General features: G+C 67.0%; 14 protein-coding genes. 7 read left to right on the forward strand and 7 right to left on the reverse strand.

The features are described from left to right. The first annotated feature begins 83 nt into the window (after positions 1–83). The 6 genes from CJU94_RS19905 to CJU94_RS19930 all read left to right on the forward strand — a co-directional run bounded on the left by CJU94_RS19905 (position 84) and on the right by CJU94_RS19930 (position 8,412). Positions 84–377 (forward strand): EF-hand domain-containing protein, encoded by a 294-nt coding sequence (locus tag CJU94_RS19905; protein WP_095420458.1) that lies wholly within the window; start codon positions 84–86, stop codon positions 375–377. 120 nt (positions 378–497) lie between these two features. Then, entirely contained in the window at positions 498–2,069 is a 1,572-nt protein-coding gene (locus tag CJU94_RS19910; RefSeq protein ID WP_095420459.1) for an efflux transporter outer membrane subunit, read from the forward strand. A gap of 4 nt (positions 2,070–2,073) precedes the next feature. Next, positions 2,074–3,198 carry an efflux RND transporter periplasmic adaptor subunit gene (locus CJU94_RS19915; RefSeq protein ID WP_095420460.1) on the forward strand — a complete coding sequence of 375 codons (1,125 nt, stop codon included), beginning with the start codon at positions 2,074–2,076 and terminating at the stop codon, positions 3,196–3,198. Continuing rightward, entirely contained in the window at positions 3,195–6,326 is a 3,132-nt protein-coding gene (locus CJU94_RS19920; RefSeq protein WP_095420461.1) for an efflux RND transporter permease subunit, read from the forward strand. The genes CJU94_RS19915 and CJU94_RS19920 overlap by 4 nt, the downstream gene beginning before the upstream one ends. Before the next feature lie 20 nt (positions 6,327–6,346). Beyond that, on the forward strand, positions 6,347–7,060 hold the full coding sequence (locus tag CJU94_RS19925; RefSeq protein WP_095420462.1) for a response regulator: 714 nt from the start codon (positions 6,347–6,349) through the stop codon (positions 7,058–7,060). Further along, positions 7,057–8,412, forward strand: a complete 1,356-nt coding sequence (locus CJU94_RS19930) for an ATP-binding protein (protein WP_095420463.1) — start codon at positions 7,057–7,059, stop codon at positions 8,410–8,412. The genes CJU94_RS19925 and CJU94_RS19930 overlap by 4 nt, the downstream gene beginning before the upstream one ends. A gap of 57 nt (positions 8,413–8,469) precedes the next feature. On the opposite strand, the gene CJU94_RS19935 is transcribed toward CJU94_RS19930, so the two are convergent. From CJU94_RS19935 to CJU94_RS19955, 4 genes are all read right to left on the reverse strand, one after another. After that, positions 8,470–8,736, reverse strand: a complete 267-nt coding sequence (locus CJU94_RS19935; protein WP_095420464.1) for a hypothetical protein — start codon at positions 8,734–8,736, stop codon at positions 8,470–8,472. Between the two features lie 456 nt (positions 8,737–9,192). Beyond that, positions 9,193–10,140 (reverse strand): phosphatase PAP2 family protein, encoded by a 948-nt coding sequence (locus tag CJU94_RS19945; protein ID WP_095420466.1) that lies wholly within the window; start codon positions 10,138–10,140, stop codon positions 9,193–9,195. Positions 10,141–10,235: 95 nt separating this feature from the next. Further along, positions 10,236–11,177 (reverse strand): DUF72 domain-containing protein, encoded by a 942-nt coding sequence (locus CJU94_RS19950; protein WP_095420467.1) that lies wholly within the window; start codon positions 11,175–11,177, stop codon positions 10,236–10,238. Positions 11,178–11,214: 37 nt separating this feature from the next. Next, positions 11,215–13,962: a hybrid sensor histidine kinase/response regulator gene (locus CJU94_RS19955; RefSeq protein WP_095420468.1), complete on the reverse strand. Its 2,748-nt coding sequence runs from the start codon at positions 13,960–13,962 to the stop codon at positions 11,215–11,217. 349 nt (positions 13,963–14,311) lie between these two features. Between CJU94_RS19955 and CJU94_RS19960 the strand changes: the two genes are divergently transcribed. Then, positions 14,312–15,544 (forward strand): DUF2252 domain-containing protein, encoded by a 1,233-nt coding sequence (locus tag CJU94_RS19960; RefSeq protein WP_095420469.1) that lies wholly within the window; start codon positions 14,312–14,314, stop codon positions 15,542–15,544. A gap of 75 nt (positions 15,545–15,619) precedes the next feature. Here CJU94_RS19960 and CJU94_RS19965 read toward each other — a convergent pair whose 3' ends face one another. Genes CJU94_RS19965 through bcsB form a run of 3 tightly spaced genes read right to left on the reverse strand, consistent with a single transcriptional unit; the run spans position 15,620 to position 24,145 of the window. Continuing rightward, the gene (locus CJU94_RS19965; RefSeq protein ID WP_095420470.1) at positions 15,620–20,395 is read right to left on the reverse strand and encodes a cellulose synthase subunit BcsC-related outer membrane protein; all 4,776 of its coding nucleotides are present in this window, start codon (positions 20,393–20,395) and stop codon (positions 15,620–15,622) included. Next, positions 20,386–21,567, reverse strand: a complete 1,182-nt coding sequence (bcsZ, locus tag CJU94_RS19970; RefSeq protein ID WP_095420471.1) for a cellulose synthase complex periplasmic endoglucanase BcsZ — start codon at positions 21,565–21,567, stop codon at positions 20,386–20,388. The genes CJU94_RS19965 and bcsZ overlap by 10 nt, the downstream gene beginning before the upstream one ends. 10 nt (positions 21,568–21,577) lie before the next feature. Next, positions 21,578–24,145, reverse strand: coding sequence for a cellulose biosynthesis cyclic di-GMP-binding regulatory protein BcsB (gene bcsB, locus CJU94_RS19975; protein WP_095420472.1), 2,568 nt, complete (start codon positions 24,143–24,145; stop codon positions 21,578–21,580). Positions 24,146–24,147 lie beyond the last annotated feature (2 nt).

The following is a 24,147-nucleotide window of genomic DNA, read 5'->3' on the forward strand; positions in this document are numbered from 1 at the left end:
TTGCCCAAGAATTCGGCCTGTCATCGAAACGGATCGCGGCAAAAGGCAGGCGACGCAAGGTGGCTCAATCGAAGGAGTCAGTCATGAAGAAGTTGATCGCCAGCGTGCTGCTGTGCTGCGCCTCCACCGTCGCGTTCGCGCAGGCCGCGGCGCCCCAAGGCGGCAACCCGCAGCGCATGGAGCGCATGGTGCAGCAGCTGCAAACGCGCTTTGCGAATGCCAATACCACGCACGACGGCAAGCTCACCAAAGATCAGGCCGCCGCGGGCATGCCGATGCTGGCCAGACATTTCGACGAGATCGATACGCAGAAGGCGGGCTATATCACGCTGCCGCAGATCGAGGCATTCATGCAGGAACGCGGGGCAGCGCACTGAGCCGGGTGGGGATTGGCGGGACCGTAGAGCCGTGGCGCGGCGCGGGGTGCACCGCCCGCCGGCGCGCGCGCCGTCCTGCCGGTCCATCCGCCGTCCTGTGAAACCAATAAGAAACGCGCGATGAAATCTGCCCTGTCCCGCCAGCTTCGCATCGTCAGCGCGTCGATCCTCGTATCGATCAGCGCGGCGCTCGGCGGCTGCGCGAGCGTCGGCCCCGATTTCAAGGAGCCGCAGGCGACGCTCGAAAACCAGTGGCTCGAGAGTTTGCCCGGCAACGCGCAGGCCACGCCCGCCGCGCAAGCGGCCTGGTGGACCGCGTTCAACGATCCCGTGCTCACCGCGCTGGAGCAGCGCGCTTATGAGCGCAACCTGTCGCTGCAAGTGGCCGGGCTGCATATCTTCAAGGCGCGCGCGCAACTCGCGATCAGTGCGGAAAACCTGCTGCCGCAGTCGGGCAGCGTGTCCGTGGGCGCCGACCATATCAACACGAGCGGCGTCGGCCCGCTTCCGCCGACCCATCTTTGGGCCGAGCATCTGCGCGTGAACGCCGGATGGGAAATCGATTTCTGGGGCAAATACCGGCGGCAGATCGAATCGGACCGCGCGCAACTGCGTGTGTCGGAAGCGGCCTATGACAACGCGCTGGTGTCGCTGTTCGGCGACGTTGCCAATGCCTACATCGATCTGCGCGCGCTCGACCAACGCATTGTCGTCGCCCGGCAGAATCTGAAGTCGGTCCAGCAGAGCCTTGCGCTCACCCAGGCGCGCTACAAACACGGCGCGTCGAGCCAGCTCGATGTGGAGCAGGCCGCCACGCTGGTGGCGGAAACCGAGGCGCAGATTCCGCCGCTCATCAAGGCGCGCGCGCAGGACCGCGACACGCTTGCCGTGCTGCTCGCCGATCCGCCCGACGCCGTCGACGCGCAACTGAAGGGCAGCAACGCGATCCCCGTGCCGCCGACGCAGATCGATGTCGGGATTCCCGCCGATCTGCTGCGGCGCCGGCCCGACGTGCGCCAGGCCGCGCTCAACGCGGCGGCGCAATCGGCGCTGATCGGCGCGGCCAGGGCGAAGCTGTATCCGTCCCTGTCGCTGACCGGATTGTTCGGCCTGTCGTCCGGCGAACAGCACGGTATCGGGCTGACGCAATGGGGCAGCAAGACCATCGGACTCTTTTCCGCCGGCATCACTTTGCCGATCCTCGATCGCGGCCAGCTGAAAAACGCCGTGCGCATTCAGGACGCGACCTTTCAGGAGGCCGTGCTCGACTATCAGAACACGGTGCTGCAGGCGCAGAAAGAAGTGGAAGACGCGATTGCCGGACTGCGCACCACGCTCGACGCGCTGGCCGCGTCGGCGCGTGCCTCGGACGCCTCGCAGCGCGCGCTGCGGCTCGCCAACGCGCAGTATCGCTCGGGCTCGGTGACCTACGACACCGTGCTCGACGCATCGCGCTCCGTGTTACGCGACGGCGATTCGCTGGCGCAAAACCAGGGACTCGCGGCGATCGCCGCGGTGTCGCTGTATCGCGCGCTCGGCGGCGGCTGGGAGGTCGCGCAAGGCCAGCAGGTGGTGAGCGAACAGATCGCCGAACAGATGGCGCAGCGCACGGATTGGGGGCGCCTGTTGAATCCGCCGGCGAATTCCGCGCTGGCGCGCGCGAGCGGGGGCCAGCCTGAGGATGGGAAATAGGAACATGGCACAGAAGAGCCGCGCACATAAGACCTGTGCATTCAGAAGCCGGATAGCGGAGCGTCTCGCGGTCGCGATTTGCGTGGCCCTCGGCGCGGCGCTGGCCGCTTGCCACGACGGCAACGCGCCGGCCGCGCAGACTGCCCCTTTGCCGCAAGTGAGCGTGACGCGGCCGCAACCGCGCGAGGTGCGCGAGCAGCTCGACCTGAGCGGCACCGTCGCGCCTTCGGCGACCGTCACGCTGGTGGCGCGCGTGCAAGGCGTGCTGAAGGAAATCGGTTTCCGCGACGGCGCTTACGTCAAGCAAGGGCAAGTGCTGTTCCGCATCGAGCCGGACGCCTACCGCGCGCAGCTCGTCTACGACGAGGCCGCGCTCGTCAACGCGGACCAGGAGTTGACGCGTCAGAAAGAGCTCACGTCCGATAACGCGACCTCCGAGTCGTCGCTGCAAAAAGCGCAGACCACCCGCGATCAGGCGCTTGCCAAACGCGACATGTCGCGCATCAATCTCGGCTACACGGAGATTCGCGCGCCGTTCTCCGGGCGGATCGGCGCGCGCTCGTTCGACGTCGGCAACCTGGTGGGCGCGTCCGATTCCAGCAAGCTGGCCACGCTGGATCGCATCCAGCCGGTGTACGTGAATTTCACGCTGAACGAACGCGACGCGAACCGCATCGGGCTATTCACCCGGCCGCCGCGCACGGTGCGCGTAAACGTGCTCGGCGCGCCGGCCGGGCAGGGCGAAGACGCGGCGCTCGAATTCGTCGATACGCGGGTCGATCCCGGCAGTGGCGCGATCAGGCTGCGAGCGGACATCGCCAATCCGGACGCGCATCTGATTCCGGGCATGTCGGTCGAGGTGCACATTCCCGCCGGCGCGCCGCAGTATGCGCTGCTGGTGCCCGATACCGCGCTGCTGCGCGAGCAGGCCGGCGCGTTCGTGCTGATCGTAAACGGCGCGAACGTGATCGAGAAGCGCGCAGTGGTGGCGGGCGGTCAGTATGGCGCACTGCGCGCCATCACGGCGGGCCTCGACGCGAACGACCAGGTCGTGACGGGCGGCGCGCTGGCGGTGGCGCCGGGCAGCAAGGTGCAGGTGGCTGCCGCCGCGGCCCAGGGTCAGTCATGATCCGCTTTTTCGTCGAGCGTCCCGTCCTTGCCAATGTGATCGCGTTGATCGTGATGCTGCTCGGCGCCGTCGCGCTGCTCAATCTGCCGGTCGCGCAATATCCTCCTATCACGCCGCCGACCGTGCAGGTGGTGGCGCGTTTTCCCGGCGCCAATGCCGCGACCGTGATCAACCGGGTGGCGCTGCCGATCGAAACGCAGGTGAACGGCGTGGAGAACGCGCTGTACATGCAATCGACCAGCACCAACGACGGCAGCTATACCCTCACGGTCACCTTCGCCGTGGGCACGGATGCCGACAAGGCGCAGGTGCTGGTGCAAAACCGCGTGTCGGCGGCGACCGCGCAATTGCCGCAGGCGGTGCAGCAGCAAGGCGTGACCGTGCGCAAACGCTCGACCGCGATCCTGCAGCTCTACACGCTGCAATCGCCCGATCCGAAATACGATTCGCTGTTTCTGAGCAACTACGCGGTGATCTATCTGCGCGACACGCTGGCGCGCTTGCCCGGCGTGGGCGACGTCACCGTGTTCGGCACCGGGCAGTACAGCATGCGCGTGTGGCTCGATCCGCAGAAGCTGAGCGAGCGCAATCTGAGCGCCGCCGACGTGATGTCGGCGATCCAGAGCCAAAGCAGGGACGTGAGCGCGGGCCAGCTCGGCTCCGAACCGAATGCGGGCGGCCAGGCGTTCCAGCTCACGGTGACGATGCGCGGCGCGCTCTCCGACCCGCACGAATTCGACAACATCATCGTCAAGGCCGATTCCGACGACGGCGGCCATTTCGTGCGGATCCGCGACGTGGGGCACACCGAACTCGGCTCGTCCAGCTACGGGCAATTCTTCAATCTCGACGGCAAGCCGGCCGCCGGCATCGCCATTTATCAGTTGCCCGAAGCGAATGCGCTGGAAGTCGGCAACGCCGTCAAGGCGACCATGGCGCGGCTGGCGAAAGATATGCCCAAAGGCGTCAGCTATCAGTTGCCGTTCGACACCACCACCTTCGTGCGGCAATCGGTGCTCGACGTGTACAAGACGCTGTTCGAAGCGGCCTTGCTCGTGCTCGCGGTGATCCTGCTGTTCTTGCAGAACTGGCGCGCGATGCTGGTGCCGGCCACGACGATTCCGGTGACCATCATCGGCACGTTCGGCGCGATCTATCTGCTCGGCTTCTCGATCAACCTGCTCACGCTGTTCGCGATCGTGCTGGCCATCGGCATCGTGGTGGACGATGCGATCGTGGTGGTGGAGGGCATCACGCAGCATATCGAGCAGGGCAAGACGCCGAAGCAGGCCGCCATCGACGCGATGCATGAGCTGCTCGGGCCGATCATCGGCATCACGCTGGTGCTGATTTCCGTGTTTCTGCCGTCGGCATTTCTCGGCGGAGTGACCGGGCAGATGTATCGGCAATTCGCGCTGGTCGTGGTCGCCACCACGGTGATCAGCGCGATCAACGCGGTCACGCTCAAACCGGTGCAAAGCGTGCGCTGGCTGCGGCATGCGCGGTCCGGCAAGCCGAACGTGGTGTATCGCGTGTTCGACAGGGGCTACGCTCGCGTCGAACGGGGCTACGTGCGCGTGGTGTCGTGGTTCGTCGCGCGATGCGGGCTGGCGCTGACGCTCGCGCTCGCGCTCGGCGCGGCATCCGCGTTCCTGTTGACGCGCATTCCCACCAGCTTCATCCCGCTCGAAGACCAGGGCTATGTGCTGATCGCCGCGCAACTCGCCGACGCCGCTTCGCTCGGACGCACGCGCGAGGCGTCCACGCAGATCGAGAAGCGGATCGGCGCCATTCCGGGCGTGAGCCACGTGGTGTCGATCGGCGGCATCTCGCCGCTCGACAACAACGCGTCGCTGCCCAATTCCGCGCTGATCTACGTGACGCTCGACGACTGGAGCAAGCGCGGTAAAGGCGAGGACCTGCGTTCGCTGTATCTGCGCATGAATAGCGAGCTGGCGAAGCTGCCCGACATCCGCGCCGTGGTGATCGTGCCGCCGCCGATCCAGGGCCTCGGCAACAGCGGCGGTGTGCAGATGCAGGTCATGCTCACGGACGGCACGCAGAACTACCGGCGCTTGCAGGACGCCACCGATACGCTGATCGCAAGCGTCGCGAAGCGGCCCGAATTGCAGCGCGTGTTCAGCCCGTTTCGCGCGTCCGTGCCGACTGTCGAACTCACGCTCGACCGCGCCAAGGCCGAATCGCTGCAAGTGCCGGTCGGCAATGTGTTCGATCTGCTGCAGGACTATGTCGGTTCGAGCTACGTGAACCAGTTCACGACCTTCAACCACACGTTCCCGGTGTTCGTGCAGGCCGACGGCGCGTTCCGCCGTCAGACCGACGACATTCGCCGCCTGCAGATTCGTAGCAACAGCGGCCACATGGTCGAGCTGGGTACGTTCATCGACTCGCGCACGAACGTCGGCCCGGCGGTGGCGACGCTCTACAACCTCGCGCCGGCCGCGGCCATCAACGGCAATCCGGCGAGCGGCTACAGCACGGGCGACGCCATCGCCGCGTTCGAGCAGGAAGCGGCGCGTATTCTGCCGGCGGGCATCGGCTATGAGTGGACCGCCATGTCGTATCAGGAGAAACTGGTCGGCAATTCGGCTTACTGGGTGTTCGCCGTGGGCGTGTTGCTGGTGTTCTGCGTGCTGGCCGCGCAATACGAAAGCTGGCTGCTGCCGCTCGCCGTGGTGCTGGCCGTGCCGCTGGCCTTGCTCGGCACGGCGGGCACGCTCGCCGCGCTTGGCGCCGCCAACAATCTGTACACGCAGATCGGTCTCGTGCTGCTGATCGCGCTGTCGGCGAAAAATGCGATCCTGATCGTCGAATTCGCGCGGCATCTGCGCGCGCAGGGCGTGGACGTGGCGCAGGCGGCGATCGAAGCCGCGCGCCTGCGCTTGCGGCCGATCATGATGACCTCGTTCGCGTTTATTCTCGGCGTGGTGCCGCTCGTGATCGCCACCGGCGCGAGCGCGAGCGCGCGCCGCTCGCTCGGGATTGCGGTATTTTCGGGGATGCTCGCGTCCACCTGCATCGCCGTGCTGTTCATTCCTTCGTTTTACGTGCTGTTGCAGCGTCTGGCCGAGCGGCACGCGGCGCGCCGGACGCCGCCGGACGCCTAGCCGAATCAAGGAGCTTGCGCATGGATCGCCCCGCGAAAATCATCGTGCTCGACGACGAGGTCGAGTTGCGCAACATGCTGCAGCGTTTTCTGCGCGGTCACGGCTTCGACGTGAGAGTGGCCGAAGACAGCAAGCGTCTTGACCGTTACCTCGAACGCGAGCCCTTCGATCTGCTGGTGCTCGATCTGATGATCGGCGAAGAGGACGGCCTCGCGATTTGCGCCCGCTTGCGCGAGCAGGGCCAGACCTTGCCGATCCTGATGCTGACCGCGAAGGGCGACCCGCTCGACCGGGTTGTCGGCCTCGAAACCGGCGCCGACGACTATCTCGCCAAACCGTTCCTGCCGCGCGAACTGGTGGCGCGCATCAACGCGCTGCTGCGCCGCCAGAAGATCGCCTCGGGCGACGTCACCGTGACCTCGCAAAGCGTGCGCTTCGGCGATTTCTCACTCGATGTCGGCAAGCAGCAGCTTTCGCGCGCGGGCGAGTTGCTGGACATTCACTCGGCGCAGATGCTGCTGCTGGTCGCGCTCGCGTCGTCGCCGAACCGGCCGGTGAGCCGCGACAATCTGCTGGCGCGCGCGCGGGGCCGCGATCACGATGCGCTCGATCGCAGCATCGACGTGCAGGTGCTGCGGCTCAGGCAGATCGTCGAGGACGATCCGTCCAAGCCGCGCTTCATCAAGACCGTGTGGGGCGTGGGTTATATGCTGGCCGCGGACGTCGCCTCATGAGGCGCTCGCTGCTGCAAAGGGCGTTGCCCAGAACGCTGCTGGCGCGCAATATCGCGCTGCTGATCGCCCTCGTGATGCTCAGCCAGGTGTGCGCGCTCGGCGTGCTGCTGCACTATGTGCAGCGGCCTCGCGTCGAACGCGCGGCGGCCGTGTTCGCCACTTATGTGACCACCCTCGACAACCTGCTCGCGGCCACGCCGCCCAAGGCGCGCAGTGAATTGACGGCGCGCCTCGACGCTCGCGCGCAGGTCCCGGCCGAAGCTTTCGAGGCGCCGCAGCGCAGTGTCATGCGTGCCTATCGCATCTATCAGCGCGACGTGTTTCTCGATAGCTTGCGCGCGCACCTGCCCGCCGATATGCCGGCGCGTTGGCAGTCCGTGGGCGGCCAACGCCTGTGGATCCGGATGCACGCGCCGGCCGATGCCCCGCAAGCGCCGTACTGGATCGCGCTGCCGGTTCCCGAGGACGCGCAGGGCAACGGACTGGACGCCGCGATCCTGCTCACGCTCGGCCTGGGCGCGCTGGCGGCGTTGACCGGTTACCTGATCCAGCAACACCTGAACCAGCCGCTCCAGCAGTTGACGCGCGCCGCGCGCCGCGTGAGCGCCGGTGAAACGCCCGCGCCGCTGCCGACCGACGGCCCCACCGAAATCGCCGCCGTGAGCGGCGCCTTCAATCAGATGACGCAAGCGTTGCAGCAGGCCGAGGCGACGCGCGCGCTGATGCTGGCCGGCATCTCGCACGACATCCGCACGCCGCTCACCAAGCTGCGGCTTTCGATGGCCATGGCGATGCCGGACGGCAGCGACAGCAGCTTCGTGGTTGCCGCCGAATCCTATCTGGATCAGATCGAAACTATTCTGCAGCAGTTCATGGATTACGCGGGCAGCGGCGAGCGCGAGCAGCCGGAGCCGGGCGATCTGAATGCGTTGATCGAACGGCTCGCCGGCGATTTCGCGGGGCTGGGGCACGAGTTCGAGCTCTCGCTCGCGCAGTTGCCGGCCGTGTCTTACCGGCCGATCAGCATGATGCGGCTCCTCATGAACCTGATGCAGAACGCGATCGTGTATGGCGGAACGGGACTGGCGGTGCGAAGCTGGGCGGCGGGCGAGGCGGTATATGTCGCGGTCGGCGATCGCGGCAAGGGTCTGTCAGCGGAAGAGCTGGAACAGCTGAAAGCGCCGTTCCAGCGCGGCCGCAATGCGCGCTCGCATAGCGGCGGCACCGGGTTGGGGCTCGCGATCGTCGAGCGGATCGCGCGGCTGCATGGCGGCAATCTGCAGTTTCATGCGCGCGAGGGCTGCGGCCTGGAGGTGTGGGTGGTGTTGCCCTTCAGCGGCTCGTCGCGCTAGCGCTCGCATTACACTGTGCCGTCGCTGCGAGGTGTCGGCCTCGCGACGGGCGCCCGTTCATTTCCGATCCAGCCAGGCATCCAGTCCGACCCGGAACGCCACGCCCGCGATCACCGGCACCGTCAGCATGAGAATGATGCCGAAGTTCGGAATCTCGTCGCCATAGGTGATCGGGCCGTAGAGCACGACGGTTGCCACGATCGCGAAGACCGCGACGCCGACGGCCACCATCAGAAGATTGCGCGCCGCGATGGGCATGGCCTTGCGCGTGGCTTTGCCCGGCGTGGCGCTGTCGGCGGGGACTTTGTCGTGTTGGGCGGGCATGATGGGTCTCGTGACGATAGAAAAAGCAGCGCGATGAGCAACGGTGAACTGGACTCCGTTGAAGACGCGCGATGGGCATCATACCAGGGCGCGTGCGTGCCGCGCATTTCATGCCGCGCCGGGCGCCAGTCCCAAGGCTACGATCGCCGGCACGGGCGCGGCGATCGCGCTGAACCGGTCGTCCCGTTGATGCAGGAAGACGCCTTACATCAATATAAGCCGCATTGCCGGCCGCAGGATAAAAAGCGCGATACCGATCGTCATGGCAGCCATTGCGGCCGATGCCGGGTGACCGGCACTCCGGGCCTGCACGGCATACATGGCGATTCGAGGCCGACCGCACTCGCGCCCCGCGCGATCCGCCTGCTCGCGCCCGCCGCGATCCACCTGCCGCATTGCAGCAACGCCGCGAGCACCGCGCTCCACACCGGCGACAGACCCGGCGCGAGGCAGGCCTTACGAGGTGACGGCCGGGGGAGCCTGATCCGCAACCGGCTCAGCCACCCGGAAAGCGACCTGGCGAACCAGCCAGATCACCCCGGCCCCGGCGATCAGCCCCGACAGAACGTCGGCCAGATAATGGCCGCCCTGCGTGAGCGTCGAAACGATCATTAAAGCGTTCAGCGCAATCGCGATGGGAAAAACATAACGAACGTGGCGCAACGCGTACGCGAAACAGAGAGCCAGAATCGTATGCAGCGACGGGAACGAAACCAGTCCCTGCACGAACGACAGATTCAGTGTCCGTGCGTGTCCATTTCTGAAAAGCGCAAAGTCCGACACGGTCGAGGCGGTATCGGGATCATGAATGCCGAAATGCACGAATGCGCTTTCAGCCGGAAACGGCACCGAGATCAATATCACCAGCGTGGCCGACGCCATGAACTGCAGGACGAACTCCGCGTAGTCCTGCGTGTTGCGGGTCACCGCGAGAATGACCGGAATGATGAAGAGTTGATAGGCGCCGGACGTATAGGCCGTGGCCAGCGCCATATGCAGCCACGGATGCGCCTGAACCCATCGATAGGTATCCGGCCAGTGAAAGCCGAGCGCGGCGTCGGCGGCGATGAATGCATTGCTCGCCAGCGGGAAATCCGTGGTCACGCACAGGTACTGAAACACGATGCAGACCTTGCTGAAGGTGGCCAGCACGGTGATCCACAGGAACGCTTCCAGCACGTTCCGGTAGAAGATCGATCTGTCGGCGTCTTTGTAAGGGATACGCGAAAGTACCCAGAGCACGGCGTCAATCACGACGAGCGCGCCGGTGAGCGCGATGGCCAATGCGGCGCCGCCGCGGTCGAGTCGAAAGCCGATCCGGGCTGCCCACAGGCAGTCGATCAGGAACATCAGGAAGGTGAACTGCCAGGCCGCCCCGTAAAGTGCGCGTCGTTGTTTTGGCATGGGTCTCTCGCTTTTTTTCTGCATTTTGCCTGCGATATTTATTCAGGAATGCACGGTTCCCAGCCGAAAATCCTGAAAAGCAGTGAAAGCCATTATCAAGGCGGACTGGCCGCATGCAAAGTTGCCTGCGCATCAGTTCCCAGAATCTTCATCAAGGTCAGAGCATTACGTTGCCCCTGATCTTCAAAGCAGTTATTGAAAATGACATGCGTGCGTCCCGCCCGTTTCGCGATCGCGCGGATCGGGGCGGCCAGTTCCGTCAGTTCCGCTTCGTCATAGTCGTAATCGAAGCGCTCCGCGGCGCTCGCCGCGCCCGTCGCGCTCCACGTCCGCGTGTTGCGTCCATGCAGACGCACCATCGCCAGCGCGGGATGGGTCGCCTCCCACAGCGTATGCACACGGTTGGTCACGTCCGGCGGCGCGTCGACGATCACATGCACGATGCCGCGCTCGCGCAGGAATTCGAGCGACCCTGCCGCATGCTGCCGATCGAACCAGGACTGGTTGCGAAATTCGGCCGCCATCATGTAGCCCGCCATCCGCGCCCTGCATTCCTCGACCAGCGCGAGGCCGTCCGGCGCGCGCGTGATCCACGGCGCGAACTGGAACAGCACCGCGCCAAGGCGCCCGCTCAGGCGCAGCGGTTCGAGGGCTTCACGGTAGCGCCGCCACAGTTCATCGCGGATCTCGGCCGGCATGTCGCGGTAGTACACGTTCTTCTTGCGCGGGCCGGTGATGCCCTCCGGCAGCGCGATTGCGATGTCTTTCGGCAGCGCGTCGGGCGAGGTCTGATGGCCGGTGAAAAGACGAAACGCCTTGAAGTTGAACGTGAAGCCCTCGGGCGTGCGTTCGGACCACAACTGCGCATTGCTTGCCGAAGGCATCGCGTAGTAAGCCGAATCGACTTCGACCAGCGGGAACTGCGACGCGTAAAACCGCAGACGTGCCTCCGCGCTGTTGCTGCCGGGCGGATAAAAACGTTTGCAGGCAATCAGCGTTTTGTCGGTCCAGCCTGCGGTGCCGCATCGAATGTCCATCGGCGAACTCGGGTCAAGGGTGTCGAGTGGGCGGCCTCTACGACGCCGCTTCGGAGTGGCCGATCCATTGCGCGAGTTCGCGCCGCAGCGCCGCGATATCGAGCGGTTTGCCGAGCAGCCGCGCGCCGGGAATGGCCTCGCCGATCGGCGCGCTCTTGCCGTAGCCCGACACCAGCAGCACGCGAATCTCCGGCTGCTGGCGCAGCACGGCGCGCGCGAGGCTGTCGCCGGACATGCCGGGCAGCGTCAGGTCCGTGAAAAGGACGTCGAAGCGTTGCGCGGGCACGAGCGGCAGCGCTTCTTCCGCGCTCGCGACCGCGGTGCAATCGAGGCCGAGCACGTTTAGCAAGCCGCTGAAGGCTTCGCGCGAATCGGCGTCGTCTTCGACCAGCAGCACGCGCGCCGGTGTGGCGCAAGCGCGCGCGGCAGAGCGGGGCGCGGGATGCTGGCTTTCCTCGCTGGACGTTTCTGGCGGGGCGTAGGCGGCGGGCGGCACGCACGCGGCGATTTGTCCATCGGCCACGGAAATGGGCGCGGACGCGGGCGCGGGCACGCTTCCGTTCACAGACTCGAGCACAGACCGCGTCTCGGACCCGACCGCAGACCGGGTGGCGGACCCGCTCACATCGCCCGGCAAGACCGCGCCCCGCGCCGTGGCCATGCCGGCGCGCAACACGCCGCGCACCTTGCGGGCGAGATCGTCACGCCGGTACGGTTTCGAGAGCAACGTGATGCCGGCGTCGAGTTTGCCGTGATGGACGATTTCGTCGCGCGTATAGCCGGAGGTGAAGAGTGTCGGCACGGCGGGCGAGCGCGCCGCGGCACGTCGCGCCAGTTCCACGCTCTTGACCTTGCCCGGCATCACCACGTCGGTGAACAGCAGATCGATCGGCACTTCGCTGTCGATCAACTCGAGCGCCGCGTCGCCGCTCGACGCGGTCAGCACCTTGTAGCCGAGTTGCGCGAGCATCTCGACGGCGGTCAGCCGCACGTCGGCATCGTCTTCGACGATCAGAATCGTTTCGCCGCCGCCGCTCGGCGCGGCGGTGTCGCCCACGGTTTCCGCGGTTTCGGGCTCGCAGCAGCGCGGGAAAAACAGCGAGACGGTGGTGCCGCGTCCCACTTCGCTTTCGATCACCGTATGACCGCCGCTTTGCCTGACGAAGCCGAACACCATGCTCAGGCCGAGGCCGGTGCCGTGGCCGTCGGGCTTGGTCGTGAAGAACGGTTCGAACACGCGTTGCAATATCTCGGGCGGCATGCCGCCGCCCGTGTCCGCGACGGAGAACACCACGTATTCACCCGGCGACAGTTCCGGCTTGTTCCGGCAAAACGCGGCGTCCAGCACGCGGTTGGTGGCGCGCACGGTGAGCGTGCCGTCCGCCTGCATCGCGTCGCGCGCGTTGATCGCCAGATTGAGCAGCGCGTTTTCCAGTTGATTGCGATCTGCCTGCACGTGCCAAAGGTCGTCGCTCAAAACCGTGTCCACCTTGACGGTTTCGCCGAGCGCGCGATGCAGCATCTCGCTCATGCCGTTCAACAGACGGCGCGGATTCAGCACGGTCGGCGAGAGCGGCTGGCGCCGCGCGAAGGCCAGAAGATGCGCGGCCAGTTTCGCGCCGCGTTTGACGGCATCGGTCGCGGCGGACAGGCGGCGTTGCGTGGCCGCGTTGCTGCCGGCTTCGCCGGCGTCGGCGGCGAGCATTTGCAGGTTGCCGTTGATGACTTGCAGCACGTTGTTGAAGTCGTGCGCGACGCCGCCCGTGAGGCTGCCGATCGCTTCCATCTTCTGCGCCTGGCGCAACTGTTCCTCGGCCAGCGCGCGCGCCGCGACCGCGTCGGCGACGCGCTGTTCGAGCGTTTCGGTCAACTGCCGCAGCGACTGTTCGGCGATCTTGCGTTCGTGAATGTCGATCAGCACGCCGGGAAAACGGGTCGGCTCGCCATGCTCGTCGAATTCGCAGCGGCCGTTCGCCTGGACCCACAGATAGTCGCCATCGGGCCGGCGGATGCGATACTCGGCGCGAAACGGCTCGCCGGTGCGCATGGCCTCGAGCGTCAATTGTTCGTTGAGCGCCTGGTCGTCCGGATGAAGCATCTGCGCGGCGGCGCAACGCTCGATGCCCTTCGCGGCTTCTTCACGCGGAAAGGAAAAGGTGCGCGCGAAACGTTCGTCGCCGCTGACTTTTCCCGTGCGCACGTCCAGCACCCATGTGCCGAGTACCGCGCCGGTGTTCAGCGCGAGTTGCAGACGTTCGTTGGTCTCGTGCAGTTCGGTTTCGGCGCGTTGCCGCCAGCGTTCGGTCAGCACGCGCGTGGTGGTTTCGACGACCATTGCCAGCACGCCGGCCGGCGCGCCGCTGTCGTCGGCGACCGGGCTGTAGTAGAGATCCATCCACACGTCTTCGGGCTGGCCGTCGCGCAGCAGCACCAGTTCTTTGTCGCGATACGACAGCGTGCCGCCCGCCAGACATGTTTGCATCACGTGCCGGTTGAAATCGGCGACTTCCGGCCAGCCGCTCTCGACCGGGCGGCCGAGCAGATAGGGGTGCCGTCCGCCCGCGAACACCGCGTAGGCGTCGTTGTAGATCATGTAGCCGGGTTTGTCCCACAGCAACACGAGCGGCACGGGCGAGGCGAGAACGAGCTGGACGGTGGCAGTCAGACTGCGCGGCCAGTGTTCAATGGCGCCGAGGCCGGTGGCGGCCCAGTCGAATGCGCTGATGCGCTGCGCCATTTCCCCGCTCCAGCCAGGGCAGCCGTGGTCTTGTGCAGGAAATGGCATGCTGCGTTCCCCAGAGGTCTTGTCGATCAATGTGTCCCCACGCTGCCGGCGCGCCGCGCGCTTGCATGCCCGGCAACAGGCGGGGTGCATCCTTGCCCTCCACACCTGCCGGCGGGTCGCCGCCGGCAGGCAGCGATAATTGTAGGTCACAACGCAGCACCGGTGGCAGGTCACGCCGGGCGCGGCCGGTTAGCCGGGTGATGTCGGCAAGCCCCCGCTCGCAGGTTGTGCGCGGGCCGGCGCCGCAGGCGCGAATCCTGCTGATGCCATTTGTTCGCGTGCCCCGCCCGGCGCTTTGCGGGGTTGGGCGCCACGCAGAATTCGAACCTCGACCAACGCGGACCACACTATGGCGAAGAAGAGCATCACACGAAACAAGCTGCCTAAACCGGAAGCGCGTCAGGCCCTGCTCGTTACGCGCCGCAACGCCAGAATGGCGCGCTCGGCGCACGCTTATGTACGCGGCAACACCAGCAAGTTCTACGAATGGCTCGAAGGCATCGAAGGCCATGCTTTGCCGGAAGGCCCCGCCATCTGGATTTGCGGCGATTGTCATACCGGCAACCTCGGGCCCGTGGCCGACGCGCAAGGGCGCGTCGAGATCCAGATTCGCGACCTCGACCAGACCGTGATCGGCAATCCGGCGCATGACCTGATCCGCCTCGGCCTGTCACTGGCGACGGCCGCGCGCGGCTCGGATCTGCCGGGCGTGACCACCGTGAGCATGATGGAAGCGCTGGCCGACGGCTACGAGCGCGCGTTCGACGAAGCCGCCGGCGACCCCGACGCCCGCGCGGACAAGCCCGAGGCGGTGCGGGTGGTCATGAAGGAAGCGGTGCGCCGGTCCTGGCGTCATCTGGCGGAGGAGCGCATCGAGGATCTCGAACCGAGCATTCCGCTCGGGCCGCGCTTCTGGCCGCTCGCGAAAAGCGAGCGGCGCGAGATCGAAGCGCTGTTCGAGAAGGGCTCCCTCGCGCGGCTCGCCACGGTGCTGCGCGGCGTCGGCGACGAGGTCGACGTGGAAGTGCTCGACGCCGCGTACTGGGTGAAAGGATGCAGCTCGCTCGGCAGGCTGCGCTATGCGGTGCTGCTCGACATCGACGGCGCGGCCGTGGACGGCGACGACCTGTGCCTCATCGATATCAAGGAAGCCGCGCAGGCGGCCGCGCCGCGTTATCCCGGCGTGCGGATGCCGCGCGATAACGCCGAACGGGTGGTGGAGGGCGCGCGGCATCTCTCGCCGTCGCTCGGCGAGCGGATGCGGGCGGCGCGGCTCGCGGATCGTGCCGTGGTGATTCGCGAACTGCTGCCGCAGGACATGAAGCTGACCATCGAGCAACTGACCCGCGACGAAGCGACGAAGGCGGCGCGCTTTCTGGCGATGGTGGTCGGCCGGGCGCACGCGCGCCAAATGGATGGCGCCGAGCGCAAGGCCTGGCTCGCCGAATTGCGCAGAAACCGGTCGAAGACGCTCGACGCGCCAGGGTGGTTGTGGAAAGGCATCGTGGAACTGGTGAGCAGCCACGCCGCCGGCTATCTCGAACATTGCCGGCGCTACGCGACCGAGCGCCGGGACGGCTGACGCAGCTTGCTCCCGGCGGCGGCAGCTTGCGTCGAGCCGCCGCCGGAAGGCCACGCAAACCGGGTCAAGCGGACATCAGTTCGACAACGACAGATACGGCGAGGTGAGCGGAGTCGGCGGGAACGGCTGCAGGCCCGTCTGCTTGCTGAAGCTATACCTCACATAAACCGCCGCGAGCCACTCGCGATATTCATAAGCATTGCCGAGCGAAGCGGTGGCTCCGAACGCCAGTTGCGGCGCCAGTTGATATTCGCCGACCGCGCTTAACGAATACGACACGCCGGTCTTGCTTTGGCCCGGGTACTGCGCGCCGCTCTGCACGCTGGTGCCGATGGATTGCGCATTCGACGCGGCCGTGTCCTGCCGGTTGGAGCCGTCGTTGAGCGGGAAGTAGTTCGACGCATCCTCGCGGTAATGCTGCACGCCGATCGAGCCCTTCACGTCGTACGTGAACGCGCCGTTGCGGCCGGTCCATTCGATCGGCAAGTTCAGGATCACGTATTGTTGCGGACTGAAATAGCCGCCCTGGCCATACGTGAAGTACGACAGATTCTTGTTGTAACCCATCAGCGTCGTATTCACGCCGATCGTGAGCGTCTGGTCGGCGTCTTTCAGCAGACGCGTGTAGACGCCGCCGCCGCCCTTGACGGCGGTGTTGCTCGGCACGTTCTTGCCGTCGTAGTACTGAAAGCCGGCGTTCACGTACAGGCCGTTCGTGCCGTCGTCCCAGGCGAGGCTGGCGAGTCCGCCGTTCGAGGTGACGCCGCCCCATTCGAGGCCGGAGCCGGAGTCGCGCGCTCCGGCATAGGACAGCAGACTGTCGGTCACCGCGCGGCGCGCGACGGCCAGCGAGTACGACACCTTGTCGGTGATGCCGCCGTTGTATTGGGCGCCGCCGACGATGTTGGTCTCGCGGAAACCGATCGGCGTCACGCCGATATCGCCGCTGATACCGCGGCCCTCGTAGCCGACCGACAGGCCCACGCCGTTCGCGGTCTGGCTGCCGTATGTGTTGTTGCCCGCCTGGGCGGCCGTCTTGGACGTGTCGCTCGACAGGCCCGAGCCGAAACGCGCGAGCGTCGACACGTTGCCGGCCGCGCTGCCGGCATCGAGCGTGACAGGCGTGGCCGTGACGACGATGTGGCCGTTACCCGCCCTGATGCGCCCCTGTAGCGGTGCTTCGATGTCGGTGAGGTTGGACAGGCCGTCCTCGCCGCTGCGGTTACGGAACACGATGCCACCCGATATCGTGCTCGACTGCTCGCGGTTGACCTGCGCCAGTTCTTCCGCGACGCCGAGCGTTTGCGCGTTCGCCACGTTCGACGGCGCATACGTATTGCCATTGCCGCCGCCGGCCGCGCCGGGTTGCGCCGGGTAGTACGGCTGCGCATAACCGGTGGGCGGCTGCGGAATGTACGGCTGTTGTTGCGCGTAGTAGCCCTGATTCGCGTACGCCTGCTGCTGGGGCGGGTAGGGTTGATAAGGTTGCTGAGCGTAGCCCTGCTGCTGCTGCTGCCGCGGATACGCCGGCTGGCCGTAGTAAGGCTGCTGCTGCGCGTAGCCTTGCTGTTGTCCATACGGCGCCTGCGCATAGGCGGGCGCGTTGCGGCTATTGTTCGACGCGCTTTGCTTCTTGCTGGCCGCGCGTTTCGCGCTCGTGCCCGACGCGCCGTACGGCTGCGCCTGCATTGACCCGGCGTTGGCCTGCGCTGCGCGCGCGGCCGGCGACATCGGCCACGGCGTCGCCGCATAACCATCCGGTGCGCCATATTGCGGCTGCTGCGCGTAGGGCGCCTGCTGCGGATAAGCCGGGTTGTAGGGTTGCGGCGCCTGCTGCAACTGCGGCGCTTGCGCCTGGTTCGGCTGCTGGCCCTGTCCTTGGCCCGCATACGCCTGGCCTGCATAAGCCTGGCCCGGATAAGGCTGCAGCGGCGCACCCGACTGGCTCGACCCGTAAGCCTCCTGGCCGTAGCCGCCCGAATCGACGCCCGACCCGCTGCCCGGACGCGGCGCGTTATACGGCAGGGTGGCGGGCGCCTGGCTCGGCGCATAAGGCCGCGCGGGCGATGAATACGGCGCGACGTAAGGCGCGGGCTGCGTGGGCGGCGGATAGTTCGGCACGGTCTGTGTCGGCAAGGAAGACTGCGAATACGGGAGCGTTGCGCGCGCGGCGTTGTAGCTGCCGCCGGCAAGCGCGGCGTGGTCGGCGTCGGTCGTCGTGACCGTGGCGGTCTTGCCCTCGAAAGGATTGGTGCCCGGCAGCGGTGTCGCGCCGATCCGCCGCATCGCCACTTCCCAGCCGCGCGGCACGTTGCTCGCCGGGTTGCGCGGGGTGTTGGCCATCAGCGGCGTGTTGGCGGCCACGAGCGAACGTTGCAGATACGTCGATGCGAGCGAGAGCTTACCTTCGGCGCGATACATGCGGCCGACCGTGGCCAGCACGCCCGGATCGGTGGGCGCCGCATTCAAGGCCTGCTTCGCGAGCGACTCGGCGTAGCTGAACTGCTTTGCGCCAGCCGCGGCGGAAATCGTCGCTTGCAGCAGATTCAGATCGTCGGGCTTGCGTTGCAGCGCGACGCGATAGCTCGCGACCGCGTTGCGGTCGTCGCCTGCCGTCGAATAGAGGCGGCCGAGCGCGGCCTGCAAGTCGGGATTGTCGGGCATCGCGGCGAGCCACGGCGCGATCACGTCGTAGGCGCCGGCAAGGTCGCCGCGCTGACGCACCGCGTCGCACTGCTTGATGACAATGCCGAGATTCAGATTGCCGAAGTCGGTGCGCTGCTGCGGCGTCAATTGCATCGAGGCGAGCCGGCGCATCACCATGCCGAGCTCGGCTTCCTGCTGCGTGGCCGACAGAATGCCCGCGTATTGCAGCAGCAGATCGGTGTTGCCGGGCGCCGCGTTCATGGCGGCGCGCACCAGTCCGAGCGCCCGGTTCGGGTCGCCGGCCTGGCTGTAAGCGGCGGCGATCACGCCGATCAACTCGGGGCTGTTGCCCGCAACCGGCTCCGCGGCGCGCAGCGTGGCGAGCGCCTGTTGGGTCTGGCCGTTGCGCGCCATACGCGTGGCGAGGTCGGCCTGTTGATGCACCCACAAGCGGTGCTGCAAGGTCGCCCTCGCGTCGGTGCGCTGCGCGACCGGAATGCGCTCGAGCTGCGCGAGACCCGCCGACCAGTCCTGCGTTTCCGCCGACAGCAACGCGCTCGCGTACAGCGCGTCGGTCATGTCGGGATGCGCGGCGAGCAGACCGTCCATCATGCTGCGCGCGTTGGCGACCGCGCCCTGGCGCACGTAGATGCGCGCGAGGTCGAGCCGCAGCCATGGGTCGTCGGGGGTGTTCAGCAGCGCGTCTTCAAAGAGGCTGCGCGCGCTGCCGAGATCGCCGCGCGCTTCGGCGGCGCGCGCTTGCGCGGCCTGCGCTTCGCCCCGCAGACGGTTGATGCCGCCGGCCTTCGACTGCTGTTCGGCGTTCAGCTGATTGGCGAACTGCAGCGCCTCGTCGCCGCGGCCTTGGGCGGCGAGCGCGCCGACCAGACCGCGCACCGCGTCGGGGTTGTCGGCCTGACGGCGCAGCGCCATCCGGTAGGCCTGCTCGGCGCCGGCCGGGTCGCCGTTGGCGAGCAGCATTTCGCCGAGCAGCACCTGCGCGGTGACGTCCGACGGGTTCAGCGCGATCGCGCGCTCGAACAGCGACTTCGCCTTCGCGAACTCGCCGTTGCTGCGCGCGCCGATCGCCTCGCTCGTATAGGTCCAGTAGGTCGCGCTGTCGAGCGCGGTTTTCCAGCGCGCCGGATTGCCGTTGCGCGACGCGCGCTCCAGATAGGTGCGGGCTTCGGCGAAATGCTCCTGCTTCAACGCGGCGATGCCCATGCCGCCGAGCGCGTCGGTGTCGTTCGGGCTCGCGGCCAGCACCGAGGAAAACTTCGCGCGCGCCGTGGCCGCGTCGTTGCGGTCAAGCGCGGCGAAACCGTCGGCGATCGTGCGGCCGCGCGCGTCGACGGCGGCGTTTTCCTGCGCGCGCGCGCGGGCCGCGCTGTCCTGCTGCACCATCGAATCGAAGCGTGCCTTGACCGCGGCGTCGTCCATCGCGGTTTGCAGATAAGCCTGATAGAGCGCGGCGTCGGAAGGCCGCGCGTCCAGCCACAACAGCGCCTGACGCCAGCTCTTTTTCGCCGACGCGCCGACCGTGCTGTCGCCCGCCAGTTTCTGCAGACGCGCGATGCCGTCGCGGCGCGTCACGTCGCGATAGGTCAGATGCTGCGCGTAGGCGAGCGCGTAACGCGGGTCGTCGGGGTTGTCGCGCGCGAGCTGCTCCAGTCCGCGGCGCGCCTGGTCCCAGCCCTGCGGCGTGGCCGACAGCGCCTGGTAGTACTCGAGCTGCAATTCGGGCGTGGCCGGTTTGCCGTTCAGCGCGCGTTGATATTCCTGCACCGCGCTCGCGCTCTGGCCGCTTTGCGCGAGACGCCGGGCGTCGTTTACGGTCTGGTCGCGCAGGCTCGATTCGCCCAGGCGCCGGCCGAGCTCATCCAGATTCGGGTAGTTCGGCGCGGCTGCCTTCAGACGCGCCAGATATTGCTGCGCGCCGGCGCCGTCCTTGCGGTCGGCGAGCACCATGCCCATGCCGAAGAGCGCATCGGGCTGTTTGGGATCGATGCGCAGCACCTTCTGCCACGCCTGTTCGGCGAGGTCGCCGCGCTGATGCGATTGCCAGTACTTGCCCTGATCGATCAGCACGTTCAACGGATCTTTCGACGCCTGCGCCAGCGCGTCCGGCGAAACCGACGCCACGCAGCCGAGCGCCGTGAGGCTGAGCGCGAAGCGCAGAGACAACGCGAGGGCGCTCAGTCGCATGCGTTTCTCCAACTCGGCACGAGACGACCGGCTTCGTCGAAACGATAGCGGCCGTCGATGAACCCCGTGCCGAACAAGCCCAGCACCCGATCGTAGTAAACCGGGTCGCGGCCCGGCACGGCGGCGTCGAGCGCGGCCAGATGCGCGCGCGCGAGGCCGAGGCCGTGCTCGTCGCCGAGCGCCTTGAAGTACGGCGCGAGCGCGGCCCAGTAGCTAAGCGGCCCTTCGCCGCTGGCCGCGCCGGTGGTCGACGAAACCTTTTCGGGCGGAATGCCCGTTTGCGCGACGCGCGCGCGCATGCCGCCGAGCGCCGCGAGCCACGGTTTGGCGAGCGGATCGGCGGGCGAGGCGAGACCGGCCCACAGATAAACGCGGATCGCGTCGTAGCTGCCGGTGTCGCCGTTTTTCGGATCGACCACGAACTGGCCGTTTTGCCAGGCCGCCCAGTCGGGAGCGAAGCCTTGCGGCGCAGTGGTCTTGATGAGCTTGTACGCGCTCTCGGCGAGCTTGCCCCACGGGCCGTTCGGCATCTCGTGCGCGAGCGAGCGCAGGACCGGCAGCGGCAGATAGCTGGGATTCAGGCGCGTCACGCCGCCGTTCCTGAAGCCTTGCGGTCCGGGCAGCAGCATCGGCCCGACGCCCGCCAACGTGGTCGTTTCCTCGCGCGCGATCTGCGCGGCCAGCGCCTCGCCCATCTGCGTATAGCCTGCTTCGTGCCACAGGCGGCCCGCTTGCAGCAGATCGTAGGCGATCCACAGGTCGGAGTCGGACGCGGAATTCGGATCGAGCACGCCGTACGAGCCGTCCGCTTTTCTGCCCCATTGCCAGGCCGGCAGCCGCATGGTCCGCGCGTCGAACTGATTGCCCGCGAGATTGGTGCGGGTCCAGCCGAGCAGCCGGTCGAAGGTCGCGCGGTCGTTGGCGAGCAGCGCGAAGAAGAGCCCGTACGACTGGCCTTCGGAGGTGGTTTGCTGGGTTGGCGTGGAGTAGTCGATCACGCGGCCGTCGGCCTGCACGAAGCGTTCGACGAACGCGCGGTAGCCGCTCCAGTCGCCGCACGCGCCGGGCGCGGCGGCGGTCTGCGCTACTTTGACGATGTTGCCGAAACTCGCCGACGCCGCCAGCCCGAGCGTCAGCGCCAGGCCGATTTTCTTGTTGATTCGAACCCTCATATCGATCCTATTAATCCTTCAGGCGGCGCGCGGCGATCGAGCGCAGCGTCCGGTAGAACAGGCCCGCGATGATCAGCGCGGCGAGCACGCCGCCCAGCATCAACAGCAACGGATGCGACGACAGCGCCCAGCGCAGATACTCCTGCGGCGACAGGTGGCCGACGTAATACGCATCGCCGTTCGAAGTGATGGTCACCGTGCGGCCGTGGATCACGGCCATCGCGCCTTGAATCTGCGGCAGCACGTCGGCGTCGAGCAGCGCCGCGGACAGGTCGGCGTCCGACTGGCCGGCCGCGCTCACCAGCGCCACCGCGCTGCGGTTTTTCTGCAGCGGCGATTCGAAACCGGTCAGAAGCGCATCGCCATTCGAACTCACCAGCGTCAGATCGGCGCGCGCGGGCGTGCGCTCGACACCGCGTTCGCCATGCCACCAGTCTTCCAGCTTGAAGACGATGTCGGAGACCTGGAAAGTGCGCGAGTCGCCGTCGCTGGAGAACGGCATCGACTTCGCCCAGCGCTGCAGCAGCGGTTGCTTGCCGGGCGCGCCGAAAATCAGCAGGTCCTTATTGGCGAACCTGTCGGCGTCGTCGGCGCTGCCGACCGTCACGCCCATCACCGGATAGCCGGTGGAGGTGCCCATGCGGCCCATGGTCAGCAGGTACAGGCTGTAGTCGCTCGAATCGGCGTCGTTCGGCAGGATCACGGCGGTTTCGGAAAGGTCCGCCATGCGCGTGAACGGGAAGCCGCTGTTGGCGAACGCGGCCAGATCGGGCAGCGCCATGTAGTGCGGGAACGACGAGAGGTCGATCGTCGAGTTCGGGTCGATCGCGCCGACCACATTGTCGAGCAGACGCCCGTGACATTCGCCGGTGTTCGGAATGTCGTAGTAGAAGTGCAGGCGCACCTGTGCGCGCGGCGTCAGCAGCAGCGGCGGTATATACACGGTGCGGCGCGCTTCGGCGGTCTTGTCCGGCAACACGCGCCCGAAGTAATGGCTCAGTTCGAACACCGAGACGGACTCGGCCGGAATCGGCAGCGCCTGCACGAAGCCGTTGTTCACGCTCACGTTGAGCGACGAACGATCGCGCAGCGGACGCACCGTGTAGCGGTAGCGCAGATCGATCGGCGCGCCCTTGGTGTGCCACATGAACAGGTCGGGCGGCATGCGCAGATTCACGTGCACGGCGTCGGCGTCGTAGCCGGACACGGTCAGATCGCGCGGATCGGCGAGTTCGCCGAAATGCACCGGGCGGTTGGTGGGCAGCCAGTTCGGCGCATCGTACGGTGCGCGCGGCGTGAGCTCGTTCAACTGCGTGATCGTCGCGCTCTGGCCCGTCAGCGCGTTGCGGCCGATGCCGAGCGATTTCGCGGCGGTTTTCAGTTCGGCCTCGGTGCGCCCGAGCACGAGCAGCAGCTTGCCGCGCGCCGGCGCGTCGCGATCGACCACGGTGATGGTCGGGCCGGAGATCGCCGGAATGTTGACGCCGGCCGGCCGTTGATCCGAGGTGGCGAACACCACTGCATTGCCGGAGAGCGGGGCGTTATCCAGTTGGGCCGGAAACACCGCGCCGCGATAGCCGGCGAGCGCGCCGAACCACGACGCCACGATGCCGCCCGCTTCGAGCGTGGCGTTCCCCGGCTTCTGCGGGAACACGAACGGCAACTCGAGACGGCGCACGTCGCGACGGTCGAAAAACGGCTGCGGCAGCGCCGCCAGATCCGGCTTGCTGGCAAGCGACGCATACGTCAGATCGAGTGAACTCGCATTGCTGACGGTCGCCCACAGCGACGAGTTTGCCGGGTCTTCGCAGCTCGTCGTGTAATGGCCGATCAACTGCACGTTCAGATGGTTGAACTCGGTGATGAAACGCGGATCGATCGAGACGTCGCGCGCCACCAGCATGCCGGCCTGTTCGTGCGGCACGGGCAGCGTGGCGGCGACTTCGCCGTTCACCAGCACCTTGAGCTGCGAAATATTCGCGAGCAGCGCGGGGGAGTAGCTGTAGACCAGGTGCAGGACCGCGCCGGTCACCACTTCGTCGCCACGCACGGAGAACGCCACGCCGTTCTGCCCGTCGGTGCCGCGCAGTTGCAGCGGGTCGAGCGCGCCGAGGTCGGCGAAGGTCAGCGTCTGACGACGGCCGCCCGGCACCAACGTGCCCGGCTCGGCGGTGGTCGGCGTTTTGATGCCCAACGCTTTGACCGACGACGCGGCGAGCGCCGGCGTCGGTGTCGCCAGTTGGGGTTGCGCCATCGCGTTCGGATCGTAGGGCACGGCCGCGCCCGGCGCGGGCACGCTGCCGATGCCGGACGCGACCGGAGCGACCTGAGCGACCTGAGCGGCCGGAACGGCGTGAACGGCTCCGGCCGCGCTTTGGACGGCGCCCGCAGCCGCCGTCACGGCTTCGGCCGCCGACGCCAGCGGCGCGGCCAACGCTGTCTGCAACGCGAGCCAGCATGCGAGGCCGCGCACCAGCCGTTGCGAGCCGGGGCGTCCAATGCGGCGTGTCTGCGATCCGGTCCTGCCGCGCTCGTGATTCGAGCGTTCGATATTGCCCTTCACCATCCGGTTGCGCATAG

The organism is Paraburkholderia aromaticivorans, assembly GCF_002278075.1.
Classification (GTDB): Bacteria; Pseudomonadota; Gammaproteobacteria; order Burkholderiales; family Burkholderiaceae; genus Paraburkholderia; species Paraburkholderia aromaticivorans.